Origin of the sequence: Bartonella schoenbuchensis R1 (genome assembly GCF_002022685.1) — a bacterium.
GTDB classification, from domain to species: Bacteria; Pseudomonadota; Alphaproteobacteria; order Rhizobiales; family Rhizobiaceae; genus Bartonella; species Bartonella schoenbuchensis.
In genome coordinates this window covers 1616137-1632298 of sequence record NZ_CP019789.1, presented here as the reverse complement: position 1 = coordinate 1632298, position 16162 = coordinate 1616137, and the positions used below count along the sequence as shown (strand labels likewise).

Sequence of the window (16162 nt, the reverse complement as noted above, 5' to 3'; positions counted from 1 at the left end):
AACGTTTAATTACGTATAGGTCCCTTCCAATGATGACCGAGTGCTTGAAGCCTTTTAACAGCAAAGGGTGGCATAGGTGGAGGAGTGGGGTCTTGAGCGGCCAATAAGAGCAATTCATCACAGGTTTTTTCTGTTTTTTCGATTAATTGGTCTAAAAAGTCACGTTTATTTAAGCCAATTTCGATAGGAGGAAGAATACGCACACGAATTTTTCCTGGATAGCGGCGAAAATTATCACGTGGCCAATATAAACCAGCGTTGTGGGCAATGGGTACAACTTGGAGTTTTAATTCGTTATAAAGGGCAGTAATGCCTGGTTTATAATTTGGTTCTTGACCGGGTTGTCGGCGTGTTCCTTCGGGAAAGATTAGAATTTGGCGCCCTTGTTTTGCTTTTTGTTTTGCTTTTTGTATGATGATTTTAAGGGTTTGAATAGGGGTTGCTCGGTTAATCGGGATAACTTGTGTTTTGGCCATATACCAGCCAAAAAAAGGGATCCACATCAGTTCACGTTTTAAAATAAGAGCAGGATCATCAAAATAGGGTACAAGGCTAAAAGTTTCCCATGCAGATTGATGTTTTATAGCAATGATATATGCCCCCTTTGGGAGGTTTTCTATGCCTTCAATTTCATAGTGTGTTCCAGCAATGTATTTTTGTAAAAATAATGTAACACGTGCCCATGTTTTAGGGATAACCCACGCTTTTTTACGAGGCATTAAAAAATAAAAAGGGGCATAAAGAATCATTTGCACAAAAGTGGTTGTATAAAAAGCAAACGTAAAGAGAAGAGAACGAAGGATAAGTACCATATTTTTATTTAATATTTGCTGAAGCTCTAGTTGTTCCACTCTATGTGTGAAAATATCGTTATTATAATATACTTATTTTTATGTATTTTAAACTATAAAACAAAAAACTAAGAATATCGCAGGTTGTTAGAAGAAAACTTTTCTCAACAAATTTTATCTATTAGTTGATCTTGATTTTTTTTATCAGATTGAAATTCAAAGAAATTTGGAATTTTTATTAGAAATAAAAGCTTAAAATATTAAATGCGGTAGTTAGCTATGACTGCATTAAATGCGTAAGATAGTTTTATGTTTTTTACGCAAACGACACCCCTTTTATAACTGATCGAATTAAATTCGATTTGATACAAAATCAAGTAAATATGGCTTAAGATGCTCAGATAACATAGCTTATTACAGAGGGTTTTGCTTAGTTATCAAATTTACTTCATTATTTTTGTAAATACTTAATTTTTGTAAATACTTAAATCAAGAAACGATTCTTACAAAAAATAAAAAATCACTTGAAGAAGTGCTTTTGCATTACAAAGTGAATTTTAGTGGAAGTAAAATATATTTTATTGGAGCGGGCGATGGGATTCGAACCCACGACCCCAACCTTGGCAAGGTTGTGCTCTACCCCTGAGCTACACCCGCTCACACATTCTCAAACGCCTTTTGTATGGCTTAGCCTTGTCTGAATTGCAACAAAAAATCACGTTTCAGTAAAATTTATTTTGATGTTAGTGAAATTTATTTTTTAAGGTTAAAAAAATGTTATTCAACTGATGATTTAAATAGTGCTAGATAATTGACTTTATATTTTAGCAAATATGCCCTTATCAAAGGAGGGTTAAGTGATTATAAATTTAAGCAAAACACACTTTTGTCTATCAATAAGTTAAAGAGATTGGCAACATTGTTTGCGTTTTTCAAGATTGATTAGCCGGTTAGGGTGGTCTTTTTAATGATTGAAAAAATTGATGCTTGTGACTCTTTGAGAGGAGCATTGAAAATTTTATTCGATTTTAAACCATAAAAAGCGGTAGTTTTTGTCAAATAGAGTTACTCAATGAGATTTTGAGTTTGCTAAAGTTTTTCATAATCGTGTGGATAGCTTATTAAAGTGGATAGTTTATTTAAATAAGCAGTATCATAAGGTTTATCTTATTTATGATTGCTACTTTAGTGCAAGTGGATGTTTTGGAGTTAAATAAATATAGCTTCAGCATTAAGATCTAGTAAGTATTTGATTTTGTAATACATTTAACTGAAAAGATTATTAAAGAGAATAAACTAATCACAATTATGGTGATGCATTCTATATATCAAGTTTTTAAATGTGAGGGATCGGTGTACAGATAGTGTATAGAAAGAGTGCGTAGTGGAACAATGATCTTGGACATGCACTCAAGAAAATGTAAATTACATTGTTAAGATTTTTTGGCATGATTGGCATGCTTTAAAAAGTTCACGATAAAGTTTTTGAAATGATATACTCATGATACACTATAATGGATTTGATATTTTGGTAGTGGATTAATATTTTGGCTGTAAAGAAAGCACATGAAGTTGATCATTTTCTCACGCATTTTTCGCGTTCCTTTCCCATTGTTTTAATTTATGGTCCTGATCGTGGTCTTGTTTGTGAACGTGCGCAGCGTTTTGCTAAGCTCACGCAAGTGGCGATAGATGATCCTTTTTCTACGATTCGTCTCAATGCAGCTGAGATTGATAAAGACCCCGTACGATTGCAGGATGAAGCCCACACTTTATCACTTTTTGGTGGTGATCGTTTGATATGGATATCCAATGGTGCGAATCAAAAAGGTTTTCTTGCTGCTCTTAAGCTTTTAATTAAAGAACCACCTAAAGCGTGTTTCGTTTTGATTGAAGCAGGGGATCTAAAAAAAGGTGTGGGGTTGCGCAATATTGTTGAAACGGCATCAACAGCTCTGGCTTTACCCTGTTATACGGATGATATCCGTTCCCTTGATAGAGTGATTGATGAGGTTTTGAATAATTTTAAAATGACTCTTTCTTTGGAAGCGCGCAAGTGGTTATATGAAAGTTTAGGGGCGGACCGTCTTATTTCGCGTGGTGAATTGGAAAAGCTTTGTCTTTATGCTTTAAAGAAAGACCAAGTTACGCTTGAGGATGTGAAGGCTGTGGTAAGTGAGGCTAGCGCTCTTTCTCAAGATGAGGTCATTGATGCTATTTTACTGGGGGATGTGGCGGGTTTTGAGATGCATTTTAGTCGATATGCGACTATGCAAAATACACTTTTTTTTGTTTTAAGTGCAGCACAAAGGCATTTTCAACAATTACAGCTGTTGCGCTATCAAGTGGAAGTTGAAGGGAAAGCTGCTTTTGCAGTCATATCTCAAGCACGGCCACCGATTTTTTTTCGTAGGGAAAAAATAGTTGAAAAAGCCCTAAAATATTGGGGGTTGGAACAAATTGCTTATGCTATGGAAAAAATTCAATGCGCTGTTTTAGATAGCCGTAAAAATCCATTTTTGGGTGAAGCTATTGTTCATCAAGTTTTATTAGGATTGGCAGTTAGTGCACAAAAACGCATCTCTTCTTAAAATATTGGCTCCATCGGCATTAAAGTCTTTTTGTGACTTGGGTAATTTTTTGTAATTTGGGTAATTTTATGAGATATATTTTTCCTTTATGGTGATTTTTTTGTCAAAAGACAAAAAACGATAATTCATAAAAGCTTTTGATCATGAGATTGTAGTATTGCGCGTAATACGAGCAAGCATTGTTTGTTTTGAGTAATTGCCAAATTTGCATCAAGATCAAAAAGATCATTGTACAACATGATTTAAGTATAAAATACAAGGTTACTTAATATTTTGGGGTACGGTGTATGAAGAAGTACTCCTTTATCAATGATAACATGGGAGTTAAGCAGTGATCTTAGTAATTTGAGGTATCAATGAAATTTGTTGATTTATCGTTGTTGATTTTAGTATAGTTTTTTTAAATTTGGCTATCATAATTGTTATCCTTAAAAAGATATCTGTTTTATACGAGAACAACTTTCATTTATGAAGTTTAGATCATTTTTATAAAGCTTAAAGAGACTTAAAGGGAAAGTTATCAGAGAGTATGAAGATTTGATAAAAAATGTATTGTGCTATGGCTGTCGTATTCTCATTAATGCAGTAAGTCATTATGTACGTGATAATGGCAGTGCTTTTGCAAGTCATATCGTACTTTCAGGGCTTTTAGCATTTTTTCCTTTTTGTATTTTTGGAGCGTCTCTGGCCAGTTTTTTTTGGGATTTTGCGTATACACCGCAAAAAATTGAAGCGCTTATGCACTTGTTGCCCGATGCAATTGCAGAACCTTTTTCTAAAGAAATCGTCAATGTTTTGGTAACGCAACGAAGAGGCTTATTAACGCTTTCTTTTGTTGGGGCGGCTTATTTTGCTTCAAATGGGGTAGAAGCTTTACGTGCAGCCTTGAATAAGGCTTATCGTGTTGTTGATCAGCGAAGTTTGTTTTTTTGTCGTTTTCAAAGTTTGTTTTTTGTGATTATCGGAACAATCGGTATTAGTGTTATCAGCTTTTTATTAGTTTTAGCACCTTTGCTGATAAAAATTACACAAAATCATTTTCCTTTTATTGTTGAATATATTGGTGTTATTCGTTTATGGCGTTACACGATTGCGGTGGTTGTTTTATTTATCAGTCTTTTGATTGTTCATAAATGGTTGCCCGCAAAGCGCAGGAAATTGAGAGATATTTTACCAGGAATTATCGTGACGCTATTTTTGTGGTTTTCGGCATCGATTACTTTTGCACATTATTTAACAATGTTTAATTATGTGTCCACTTACGCTGGGTTAGCATCTATTATGATTGCTATTATTTTTCTTTATATGTTGAGTGCGATTTTTATTTTGGGGGGTGAAATAAACGCAGCAATTATGTTTTATCGCACTCGTTTACAACATTCAGATTTATGAAAGAACTTTTTGTTTAGGGAATAAAGGTGCACATCCTACTATCACTTTTTGGTGATTGATAAGGATGCTTTGCGCCTAAAGCTAAAATTGATTGTATTATGCGTCATCAGTTTCAAATATGTATTATGGCAAGTTAAGTTGCTTTTGTTTGTTCTCAATGCTTAGAATACTTATTTAGTGAAACGCTTATTAACAAAGGCTGTTTTTAAGGAGTTTGACGGTACAAGACTTGGAATGTAAATTATAAGGCCATGAGGTGTCGTGTATTGTGAAGACAGATTAAAGCCCTTGGCAATGGATGATGCGGGTGGAAATAGCAAAGTGAAGCTTACCTTATACTTAATACTGGGTAGTACATATTTTTATTCAGCAAGCTCAATCGACTAAACTTTAGTGATAGGTGTTTTAATAGGAGGTTTGTGAGAGTGGGGCAATTTGCAAATGGACTTTATTTTATTATTAATGATCATTTCTAATTTCTATTTTTGAGTGGTTTTAAGGCATAGTTATTTGTGGTCGTTGAGAGCGTTATTTTGTTTCTTTAATGATAGCTTTTATGAGTGCTTTGGCATCGTTATTGGCCCATGGAGCTATACCATTAAATGAAGCAATAAGGTCACCATCTTGATCAACAAGGAGTGTAATGGGTAGCCCTAAAGCTAGTCCTTGTTTGCGGATGTTGGTAAAAATGTTCATTTTTTCGTCGCGGTAGTAGGTCAAATTATCAGCATGCACTTCACGTAAAAATTGTTGAATTTTTTCAGGAGAAGCGACTTTATCGATGTTAATGGCTATGACATCAAAATTCTCTCCCTTCATATCGCGTTTTAATTGTGCTAGCTCTGGCATTTCTACACGGCAAGGTGCACACCAAATGGCCCATAGATTAATAAGCAGTGGTTTTCCAGTAAATTCGGAGAATTTATGTTCTTTTCCCTGAATATCTTTAAAGGAAAACTGGCTTACATTATAAAATGTATCGGCAAATCGGAGGTGCTTAAAAGAGCCTTTAGCTTCTTTTTTGATCGCTGTTATCTTTTCTTCTTTTATTTTATTGGCGTTTGTTTCTTGTGCTTTTGCAACTGAAATAAAATAAGGAAAAAGAGACGCTTTATTATTATGGTTTATTGTTGTGTATAAACTTAAGGCAATGATAAAAAATGTAAGCAAGCGTTGTGTTTTTTTATTTTTCCAGTTGATAAAAGTTTGAGAAATCATAATTTTGTCCTTTGAATGGGCGCTTTTAAGGTATGACAGATAATAAATTGAGATAAATGTAGGGTGGCCATTTTGCACAAGGCCCTGCTGCGGTTATGGAAGACATTAACGCTTCCATTGATTGTGATCAAAAACTTTATCGGCAAGATATTGAAGGTTCACTTTCTCATGTGGCAATGCTAGCACAAACGAAAATTATTTCACACTCTGATTATGAAAAAATTGTGCATGGTTTAGAATTTATTTGCCAAGAAGTTAAAGAAAGGCACGTTTACTTTTTCACGAAAGCTTGAAGATATTCATATGAATATTAAGGCGCGGTTTGAGCCAATTGATTGGTTCTGTAGCAGGCCGTTTGCACACAGCGTGTATCTCGTAATGATCAGGTTGTAGTTGATTTTCATTTATGGGTGCGTGATGAAACGCGAAAGATAGTGCAAGTATAAAAGAGTTCATAGAGCAATTGCTTATTCGAGCAGAACAGCATGTCGATAGTTTTATATTTTTATGCCAGGTTTTACACATTTACAAACTGCCCAGCCAGTAACGTTTGGTCATTATATGATGGTTTATGTTGAAATATTTGGTTGGGATTTATCACGTATGCGTGATGCGTGTGAGCGAATGAATGAGTCGCCTCTAGGGGCTGGTGCATTGGCAAAAACAAGTTTTCCAATCGATCGCTTTATGACAATACAAGCTACTGGGGTTTCATGAGCCGATGCGCAATTTAATAGATAGTGTTTCAGATCGTGATTTTGCGTTGGAATTTTTAAACACGCTGGTGCGTTTTGTGCAATATATCTTTTAATGTCTTAGCAGAAGAGATTATCCTGTAGTCGAGGGCACAATTTCAGTTTATTCATTTATCAGATGCTTTTTTAATAGGTTCATCTATTACGCCACAAAAGAGAAATCTTGATAGAGAAATTTTGATGCTTCTGAGTTTATACGGGCGAAATCGGGACGGTTGAGTAGTGCGTTTATTGGATTTTTAACAATGATGAAAGACTTACTTCTTGCTTATTTAAAGGACATGCAGGTTCAAAGGATATGCAGGAAGATAAAACTTATGTGTTTGATGGGGCTTTGAGCTTGGAATTGTCAGCTGGTAGCAATGACGGGGATCATTGGTAATTTGGAAGTAAATAAAACACTCATAAAGCAAGCAGCAGATTCTGGTTATGCAGTAGCAACAGATTTAGTTGATTGGCTTGTACGCAAATTGGGGCTTTTCTTTCGTGAGGCTCATCATATTACTGGGCACATCAGTGGCATTGGCAGAAAAAAAGAAATGCCGTCTTAATGATTTATTATTGGCTGAACTTCAAACGATCTATCCTAATATAAATACAGCGTTTTTGATGTTTTAACAGTTGAAAAATCAGTTGAAAGTCGTAAAAGTTTTGGTAGAACAGCGCCTTTAGAAGTACTTCGCCAAATTACCTATTGGAAAAGGTATCTTGTGAGTGTGTGAATAGATTTTAAATGCGTGAATAGATTTTAAATGTAAATACAAAAAATGCAGCAAAATATCGATATAAGAAGAAAAGGGCATATGAGAGCTATTTTAAAGAATTTAATAATTGTCCTTTTTTTTAATGTTGTTATAGTTGGGTGCGGGCGTAAAGGGGCATTAGAATTACCTTCTTCAACAACGGTGGAGTCTTCACAAGGAGCTTTTGTTTCTGAAAGAAAGGCGGATAAACCTTTTATTCTCGATCGATTGATACAATAGAGGTTTTTATGCGTTTTTTCCCTTATCATCAAGACATGCTCTATGCTGAAGGTCTTTCACTTTCTACACTTGCAGATAAGGTTGGAACACCTTTTTATTGTTATTCAGCCAATGCACTTGTTACACATTTTCAAGACTATCAAAATGCATTTCATGATATAGCTAGCCTTATTGCTTATGCGGTCAAAGCAAATTCCAATCAGGCTATTTTACGGCTTTTAGCACACAATGGAGCGGGTGCTGATGTGGTGTCAGAAGGTGAATTACGACGTGCTTTAGCTGTTGGTATTCCTGCGCATCGTATTGTTTATGCTGGGGTTGGTAAAACGGTTAGAGAGATAGATTTTGCTCTTGCACATGATATTTGCTGTTTTAATGTCGAATCAGAGCAGGAACTTGAACAATTATCAGCACGGGCTGTTGCACTTTCAAAAAATGCACGTATTTCGTTGCGTCTTACTCCAGATGTAGATGCAAAGACCCATCAGAAAATTACAACTGGTAAGTCTGAAAATAAATTTGGTATTCCACTAGCATTGGCATATGATGCCTATAAAAAAGCAGCGCAATTGCCTGGTCTTCAAGTGTGTGGTGTGGCTATGCATATTGGTAGCCAGATTTGTGATTTAAAACCATTTGAAGAGGCATTTATAATTGCTGCAGATTTTGTGCGCCACTTACGCAATGATGGTTATGCCATAACCCATGTAGATATTGGAGGTGGGCTTGGGGTTTCTTATGGTCGTGAGTCGTGTTTAGTGCCTTCTCCTTTTGATTATGCAGCACTGGTAAAGAAACATATTGCACCTTTAGGGATCACTGTAATTTTAGAGCCTGGGCGCAGTATTGTAGGCAATGCTGGTGTGTTGATAACATCTGTTGTATATTTCAAAAGAGGAAAGGGGCGCAATTTTGTTATTGTTGATGCAGCAATGAATGATTTTATGCGTCCAACACTTTATGATGCTTGGCATGATGTGATACCAGTGAAAAAAACACCATTAAATGGTATGATGATCAATGCAGATATTGTTGGCCCTGTTTGTGAAACTGGTGATTATTTAGCATTAGATCGTTGTCTGCCAGTGTTAGAGGCGGGTGATCTTTTGGCAATTACTGGGGCAGGCGCTTATGGTGCGGTGATGGCAAATACCTATAATAGCCGACTTTTGGCACCGGAGGTTTTAGTTCAAGATACGCGTTATGCTGTTGTTCGCCCACGTCTTGATTATGCGCAATTGATTGGTTTTGATCATATTCCAGATTGGGTTGAGAATTTTTAAATGTCTTTGACATTGTTTCCAATAAACTTTTATGGAACGATTTATATGGTACAAATTATTTTGTATAAGTCTTATGATTCTTAAACTTATTATTAAAAAGGACAAATGATTGTCTATGAAAGATGAAAACATCAAAGGTTTTCTGAAAATAAGGCTTTTATTTGCACGCCTTCTCGCTTGGTGTTTCTTATTTTTTGAGCGGATATGGCCGCGACTGTTACCATTTTTTTTAGCGTTAAGTCTTTTATGTTCACTTAGTTGGTTTGGTGTTTTTAATCTCTTAAGTTATTGGTGGCATTTATTTTTTCTTTGGCTTGTACTTTTTGCTATTTTGGGAAGTTTGTTTCTGCTGTTTGGCTTTCGCTTTCCAACACTAAGGGATGTTGATTGTTATATTGAACAGACAAATGGGTTTAAAAATCAGCCTTTAAGTGTTCAAAAAGATCGTTTGTGTGTTGAAGATGATGATGGTTCTGGTGTGGTTATTTGGCGTGAACATCAACGCCGCATGGCAGAACAGTTGCATCATGTTCAAATCGGATTTGCTTACCCCAATAGTGCTGCCTATGACCCTATAGCTCTTAGGGCACTATTTATTTTATTGTGTGTGTGTGCTTTTAGTTTTTCTTTTGGCTCATCTGGGGGGCGTTTATCAGATGCGTTTGATCTACGCCCTGTGGTTGATGAATCATCAATACGTATTGATGCTTGGGTAACACCACCTGCTTACACAGGTATTGCACCTATTTATTTAACACAAGGTGAGACAACAAAGCTTACTATTCCTGAAGGTAGTGATGTTGTTGTGCGCGTTGTTAATGGCGCTGGTGTTAAGGTTAAGGCTGTGCCTGAAGACGGTGGACACAAAATTTTACTTACTGAAAAAAGTGAACAAACGGCTTTAAATGATCCAATGACTCGTTTTGAAACACGTTTAGATCGTTCAATGCATTTGTCTGTGTCATCGCGTCATAGGCAACAACAATGGCATTTGCACATGATTAAGGATAAAGGGCCGACGATTCATTGGCTTGCAAAACCAGAGCGGATTTTGGCTGGTTCATTAGAATTGCGCTATGAGATGGATGATGATTATGGTGTAACAAAGGCTTTTGTTGCAATAGAACCTCTTCTTGATCAGAATAAAAATGCTTCTCCTCTTTATAAAGCGCCTGAGATAAAGCTTCTTTTAGCGCGTGGTGGAAAAGGTAAAATGCGAACAGTCCAAGATATATCTGGTCATCCATGGGCTGGTAGCGAGGTTAAAATCACTTTGGTAGCAGAAGATGGGGCTGGTCAGCAGGGGCGTAGCAAAACTTTTATTATGATGTTACCACAGCGTATTTTTGCCAACCCTATTGCCCGTGCAGTAGATGAGCAGCGTCGTTTGTTAGCACTTGATGCACATGCACGAGAACGTGTACTTGATATGCTTTCTGCCTTGCTTGTGCGCCCGGAAGATGGCCTTCAAAATGTGACACATTTTCTGGCATTGCAAAGTGCATGGATAAGGCTTTCTGCCGCAAAAACAGATGATCAATTGCGTGATGTGGTTCATTATTTATGGCAAATTGCTTTAGGTATTGAAGGTGATCAGTTTGAGTCTGCTCAGCAAAGGTTAAAACAAGCACAGGCTGCTTTGCGTGATGCATTGCGCCATGGCACTTCAAGTGAGGAAATTGAGCGACTGATGGCAAATTTACGCCAAGCTGTGAATGATTATATTAGTGCTTTGCCTGAAAAAGAATTAAAAGATAGCAATGAGCGTAGAGCTACACTTTCTGAAGATTCATTATCCCAAAAGTTGGATTCGATTGAAGAGATGGCTAAGTTGGGTTCTTCTTCTGCAGCTGAACAGCTTTTAGCTGAAATTGAGCAGACACTTGATCATTTGCAGAATCGAAAAAGTAATCAAGCTAAAGAGGAAAATGATCATCAAGAAACACAAATGAAAAAAAAGCTAGATCAACTTGGTGATTTGATGCGTCGACAGCAGGAAATTCTTAATGATACGCACCATTTAGAAAAGAAACAACGTTATGATGAAACAGATGTCACAAGCAATAAGGAAAAGCAAAGTAAAGCTTTGGAAGATCGCCTGATTGAATTGCAGTCTGAGTTATCAGAATTAGAAAAAGGACTCTCAGCACAAGGTCTTAAACAAAATGATGCGTTGAAAGAGGCAGAAAAGAAAATGAACTTAGCAAAGACCGCTCTTGATAATGGGGACTATGAAACGTCAATGCAAAATCAGTCAGAGGCTTTAGAATCTTTGCGACAAGGCGCGCAAAGTGTTCTACAAGAAATGCGTGAGATATTGAAAAAAGGGGATAGTCACAATGATGCTCATGGCCCTCAAGATCCATTAGGACGCCCGCTTTCTTCACAGACAGGTCAAGGTCAAGAAGGTGTGGGGGGAGCACAGAAAAATGATCAAATGCGTGCACGACGGATTTTGGAAGAAATTCGCAAACGCCTTAATAATGGTCGTATTCCTGAGGCAGAAAAAAGCTATCTTGAAAGATTGCTTCACTTTCGTTAGTCAAATTTAAATCAATATTAGAAAAAGCGCATTAAAAATTTTTATAAAGTAAGATGCGTTCAAAATAAAGAACACAGCAAAGTAACCGTGCTTTTGATGAAGTGATAATGCCGTGGTGTCCTCTTACTTATGTTACTTTGTTTTTGAATTATTTTGGTTAAAAGTGGAAGGTGAAAGTTTTTGCTCTTGAGGGGAAGGGGTGCAAACCCATATAAGTTGATTATAAAAGGCTGCAACGTTTGATATTTGTTTCTACATGGTAATGTAAATTGGATATAGTTACACTCAAAGATTTTTATGCTTCTACACTTGGTCTTCGGGTGCAAACGACGATTTGTGACCAATTGAATTTCTATTGGCCAAATCTTGCTGATAAGCGGGTAATGGGTTTTGGTTATGCAGTTCCTTACCTTTCTGTGTTGTGCACGCGTGCAAAACACTGTTTTGCTTTTATGCCCGCTAGTCAGGGCGCTTTACCCTGGCCTTGTGCTGATAGGGTTGCTACAGCACTTGTTTTTGAAGAAGATTTACCTCTTCCTGATGCTTCGATTGATTGTGTTTTATTGGTACATGCACTTGAATATACAGAAAATTCACGCGAAACTCTTAAAGAAATATGGCGTGTTTTGACACCTAATGGCCATTTGATTGTTATTGTTCCCAATCGCAGCGGTTTTTGGGCACGCAATGATCGTACACCTTTTGGTTATGGTGAACCTTATAGTCGCCAACAAATTGTTCGTTTATTTGAAGAAACAAATTTTATATCCGGACCTGTGCAAGAAATTGTATATTATACACCTTCCTTAAATTATACAGCGCGGTTGTTTTCGTTTTTCTATAGACCATTTGTACGCCATCTTTTTCCTTATTTTGGTGGGCTTTTAATGTGTCAGGCGCACAAACGTATTTATCAAGGCATAAGTATACAACGCCGTCAATCACGACGTGTGTTCATTCCTACATTATCACCACAGGCTCGCGAGAGATATGTCTTGTCTGGATCTGATTTTGTTTCAGAAAAAAGTTGATGATGTTAGAATTATTTGAAAGGTAATCATTGCTCATAAAATTTTAAAGATTAAGGCGATAGCCGTTTTGATCTGTGACGAGGATCTGAGCATTAGAGGGGTCTTTTTCAATTTTTTTGCGTAAACGATAAATATGGGTTTCTAATGTGTGGGTGACAATGTTTTTATTATAGCCCCAAATATGTTCCAGCAATGTTTCGCGGCTTACAACTTTGTTACGCATGTTATAAAGATATTTAAGAATTGCTGCTTCTTTTTCGGTAAGGCGGATTTTATTGCCATGGCAATCAATAAGAAGTTTTTGCCCAGGTTTAAAAGTGTAAGAACCAATACGAAAAATTGCATCTTCATGGTATTCATATTGATGTAATTGAGTTCGAATACGCGCTAACAATACTGCAAAACGAAAAGGTTTTGTTACATAGTCATTAGCACCTGCTTCGAGGTTTAAAAAAGTATCACAATCTGTGTCATGGTCAGTTATCATAATAATGGGAGCACGAAATTTTTGATCGCGTAATTTTTTTACAGCTTCGCGACCATCTAGATCAGGCAGTTTAATATCAAAAATAGCAAGATCGACTTTTTCTTTATGAGCTATTGCGATTCCTTCTTTGGCTGTTTTTGCTTGGAGCACTTCAAATTCTTCATGGATTTGCAATTGTTCTAGTAGAATAGAGCGCAAGTCATCCTCTTCCTCAACAATTAAAAGGGTGTAGCTGTTCATTTTTTTTCCTTATAAAGCCTATGTGCGCTATACTTTGTGGAAAGTAGTTTCATGAAAATAAAATCTTATGCAAGTAGAATTAAAAAAGAAATGCTATAAAAAACAAACTTTTGTTGGTTTTATGGTCATCCGTCGACAAGCAGGTGTCCATACACGGGGTATTCTTTGTGCTGGTCAGCATCGTTTTTTTTGTGCTTTAGGGCGAGGCGGTATTTCCCCTTATAAGCGCGAAGGTGATGGTGCTACGCCTTTGGCAAATATGCGTTGTTTAGGAGGATTTCGCGATAATTTTTATCGTCCTTTTCCACGTTCAGTTTTGCCTTTTCATCGTATTCGCGCACAAGATGGTTGGTGTGATGCTAGTGGTGATGCTAATTATAATCGTTTGGTTCACCTTCCTTACCCTAAAAGTGCTGAAAAAATGCACCGTGAAGATGGCCTTTACGCGATTGGCCTTATTCTAGATTGGAATAGCACACAGCGTAAAATGGAAAGAGGAAGCGCTATTTTTATGCATTTAGCACGGGACAATTATGCCCCAACAGAAGGATGTATTGCACTTTCCCGCCGTGATATGGAACGTCTCTTACCCTATATTAATTGGCGGACAAGAATTGTTGTTTTAGGTTAAAAGCATTTCTGGTTTAAGCCCACCCATAGAGCAAACTTCTTTCCACTCATCTTCTGTGACAGGTTGTACTGATAAGCGCATGGTTTTAACCAGTGCCATGTTTTTTAATTTTGGATTAGCTTTGATTTGTTTTAATGAAACAGGATTTGGCATATCACAAAGGGCACGAATATCTACACATTCCCAGCGTGGATCAGAAGTTGTCGAATCAGGATGTGCTTGTGCACATACTTCTACAATGCCTACTATTTCTAACCCTTTGTTGGAATGATAGAAGAATCCTTTATCACCATATTTCATGGCACGCATATTATTGCGCGCTTGATAGTTGCGTACACCATCCCATTGTTCGCCGTGTGCGCCTTTTTGCTTTTGCATGGCCCACGACCATTTTTGAGGTTCAGATTTAAAAAGCCAATAAGCCATTTAGCCTCCCTTTTTATGAACTGTGTTTTTTTGTATGCACTGTGTTTTGTTTTTGCGTTTAATTTTATAAATAAGTGTTGGAAAGATTTTAGCCATAGGGATTATATTCTCAAACTTTTGCTCCTCTCCGTCCTGTACCGATTAAGGGGGGTGCTTTTTCATCCAACGGCCAGCGTGAGCGAGGGGCAATATCAAGAGGGCTTGTTTGCCCCTGTTCTATGCGTTTTGCACCGGCAAAAGCAATCATTGCAGCATTGTCTGTGCACAAAGAAGGGGGGGGAGCAATAAATTCAAAACCATGTTGGCAAGCCAGCTCTTGCAAGCTTAAACGAATGGCTTGATTGGCTGATACTCCACCTGCAACAACCAAGGCAGGGGGGCGGCATTCTTTCTGATGAGAAAGAGGATAGTGGTGGGTAAAATATTGCAAAGCTAAACTAACACGATCTTGCAATGTATCAATGACTGCTGCTTGAAAACTTGCAGCGATGTCAGCAATATCGCGCTGTGTTAAAGGAGCCATTGTTGTTGCGGCTTTGCGAACAGCAGTTTTTAGACCGGAAAAAGAAAAATCTAACCGTTTTTCACCTTTTAAAGGTCGTGGGAGAGAGATGCGATTTTTATCTCCTAATAGCGCGGCTTTTTCAAGAGCTGGACCACCAGGGTAAGGAAGACCTAAAAGATTTGCAGTTTTATCAAAGGCTTCTCCCAAGGCATCATCAATGGTTGTTCCTAAGCGTTGGTAATTTCCTATCCCGTGGACAAGAATGGTTTGTGTATGACCGCCTGAGACTAGGAGCAATAAATAGGGAAAATTTATATCATGAGTCATGAGTGCTGTTAAAGCGTGCCCTTCTAGATGATTGACAGCAATAAAAGGTTTTCCGGTAGCAAGAGCTAATGCTTTTGCACTCATAAGTCCCACTAAAAGCCCCCAATCAGACCAGGGCCACTTGTGGCTGCAATAGCATCAATATCTTTCAACTTTATATTAGCTTGTGTAAGCGCTTTAAGAATCAAGCTATCAAGAATTTCAACATGAGCACGCGCAGCAATTTCGGGAACAACGCCACCATAAGGTGCGTGATGTTCAATTTGGCTCCAAACGATATTGGAAAGAATACGACTTTTTCCATTACTGTTGTGCTCAATAATAGCAGCAGCAGTTTCATCACAGCTTGTTTCTATTCCCAATAGACGCATTGCAGGATAACCTTATGTTGAAAGATTTTTCATGTAGTGGGTATCACGGATCAAGAGGGATGCAAAGAGTTCTGTTAAAATATAAGGTGTATGAGAGAAATATAAGGTATATGAGAGACAATGCATCTGGATATGGTCTATGGGGTGTCGTCAGTGATGGATTGCTCCATTTGAAAATTCAACAAAAATAGAATGTTTAGTATAGGATGCATTTTAAAATGTGGTAAGTCATGTTCGCTAACCAGTTCTTGGAATTTTTGTAGTCAAACCATATGATGTACAAGCTATATGATGTAAGTGTGAGAGGTTGGCAGCGTTAAACCTTAGAAAGTTTTTTACAATTAGGTTTTTAGCACACTTGATGTTGTTTATCCCAAAATTGATGTGTTTTTTAATTTTTTGATAATGAGTGACTGCTTTAACAATAAGTGACTGCACATTGGAGTTGTTGCATTTACTGTTTATAATCAACAATTTTTAAGGATTTTTTTTAAACATCAGTTTTGATGTACTTCCAAGACTTTTTCTCTAAAATATTAAGTGTACTTGCGGAAAGATAGGCTATTAAAATATTTAGTTTAATTGAAAT

General features: G+C 37.1%; 11 protein-coding genes, 1 tRNA gene and 2 pseudogenes. 8 read left to right on the top strand and 6 right to left on the bottom strand.

Annotated features, from left to right (window positions below; genetic code table 11):
- Positions 1–5: 5 nt before the first annotated feature.
- Positions 6–812, bottom strand: a complete 807-nt coding sequence (locus BscR1v2_RS07335) for a lysophospholipid acyltransferase family protein (protein ID WP_078690246.1) — start codon at positions 810–812, stop codon at positions 6–8.
- Positions 813–1373: 561 nt separating this feature from the next.
- Positions 1374–1448 (bottom strand) — tRNA-Gly (locus BscR1v2_RS07330).
- Positions 1449–2338: 890 nt separating this feature from the next.
- Here BscR1v2_RS07330 and holA point away from each other — a divergent pair.
- A complete protein-coding gene (holA, locus tag BscR1v2_RS07325; RefSeq protein WP_078690245.1) occupies positions 2339–3382 on the top strand; it encodes a DNA polymerase III subunit delta in 1044 nt (347 codons plus the stop codon).
- A 537-nt stretch (positions 3383–3919) separates the two neighbouring features.
- Complete coding sequence (locus BscR1v2_RS07320; RefSeq protein ID WP_078690244.1) at positions 3920–4774, top strand: YihY/virulence factor BrkB family protein; 855 nt, start codon at positions 3920–3922, stop codon at positions 4772–4774.
- Between the two features lie 528 nt (positions 4775–5302).
- On the opposite strand, the gene BscR1v2_RS07315 is transcribed toward BscR1v2_RS07320, so the two are convergent.
- Complete coding sequence (locus tag BscR1v2_RS07315) at positions 5303–5992, bottom strand: TlpA disulfide reductase family protein (RefSeq protein WP_078690243.1); 690 nt, start codon at positions 5990–5992, stop codon at positions 5303–5305.
- 95 nt (positions 5993–6087) lie between these two features.
- Between BscR1v2_RS07315 and argH the strand changes: the two are divergent.
- From argH to BscR1v2_RS07290, 5 genes and pseudogenes are all read left to right on the top strand, one after another.
- Positions 6088–7469 (top strand): annotated as a pseudogene (argH, locus tag BscR1v2_RS07310) (argininosuccinate lyase).
- A gap of 81 nt (positions 7470–7550) precedes the next feature.
- Positions 7551–7730 (top strand): LPS translocon maturation chaperone LptM, encoded by a 180-nt coding sequence (lptM, locus tag BscR1v2_RS07305; protein ID WP_010704420.1) that lies wholly within the window; start codon positions 7551–7553, stop codon positions 7728–7730.
- An 8-nt stretch (positions 7731–7738) separates the two neighbouring features.
- On the top strand, positions 7739–9013 hold the full coding sequence (lysA, locus tag BscR1v2_RS07300; protein WP_078690242.1) for a diaminopimelate decarboxylase: 1275 nt from the start codon (positions 7739–7741) through the stop codon (positions 9011–9013).
- A 115-nt stretch (positions 9014–9128) separates the two neighbouring features.
- Positions 9129–11555, top strand: a complete 2427-nt coding sequence (locus BscR1v2_RS07295; protein WP_078690241.1) for a TIGR02302 family protein — start codon at positions 9129–9131, stop codon at positions 11553–11555.
- A 269-nt stretch (positions 11556–11824) separates the two neighbouring features.
- A complete protein-coding gene (locus tag BscR1v2_RS07290; protein ID WP_078690240.1) occupies positions 11825–12586 on the top strand; it encodes a class I SAM-dependent methyltransferase in 762 nt (253 codons plus the stop codon).
- A gap of 43 nt (positions 12587–12629) precedes the next feature.
- Here BscR1v2_RS07290 and BscR1v2_RS07285 read toward each other — a convergent pair whose 3' ends face one another.
- On the bottom strand, positions 12630–13313 hold the full coding sequence (locus tag BscR1v2_RS07285) for a response regulator transcription factor (RefSeq protein ID WP_078690239.1): 684 nt from the start codon (positions 13311–13313) through the stop codon (positions 12630–12632).
- Positions 13314–13380: 67 nt separating this feature from the next.
- Between BscR1v2_RS07285 and BscR1v2_RS07280 the strand changes: the two genes are divergently transcribed.
- Complete coding sequence (locus BscR1v2_RS07280) at positions 13381–13944, top strand: L,D-transpeptidase family protein (protein WP_078690238.1); 564 nt, start codon at positions 13381–13383, stop codon at positions 13942–13944.
- Here the strand turns inward: BscR1v2_RS07280 and BscR1v2_RS07275 are convergent.
- Both BscR1v2_RS07275 and tsaD read right to left on the bottom strand, forming a co-directional pair.
- Complete coding sequence (locus tag BscR1v2_RS07275) at positions 13936–14370, bottom strand: EVE domain-containing protein (protein WP_010704414.1); 435 nt, start codon at positions 14368–14370, stop codon at positions 13936–13938. The genes BscR1v2_RS07280 and BscR1v2_RS07275 overlap by 9 nt on opposite strands.
- A gap of 109 nt (positions 14371–14479) precedes the next feature.
- A pseudogene (gene tsaD / locus BscR1v2_RS07270) lies at positions 14480–15573 on the bottom strand (tRNA (adenosine(37)-N6)-threonylcarbamoyltransferase complex transferase subunit TsaD).
- Between the last annotated feature and the right edge of the window lie 589 nt (positions 15574–16162).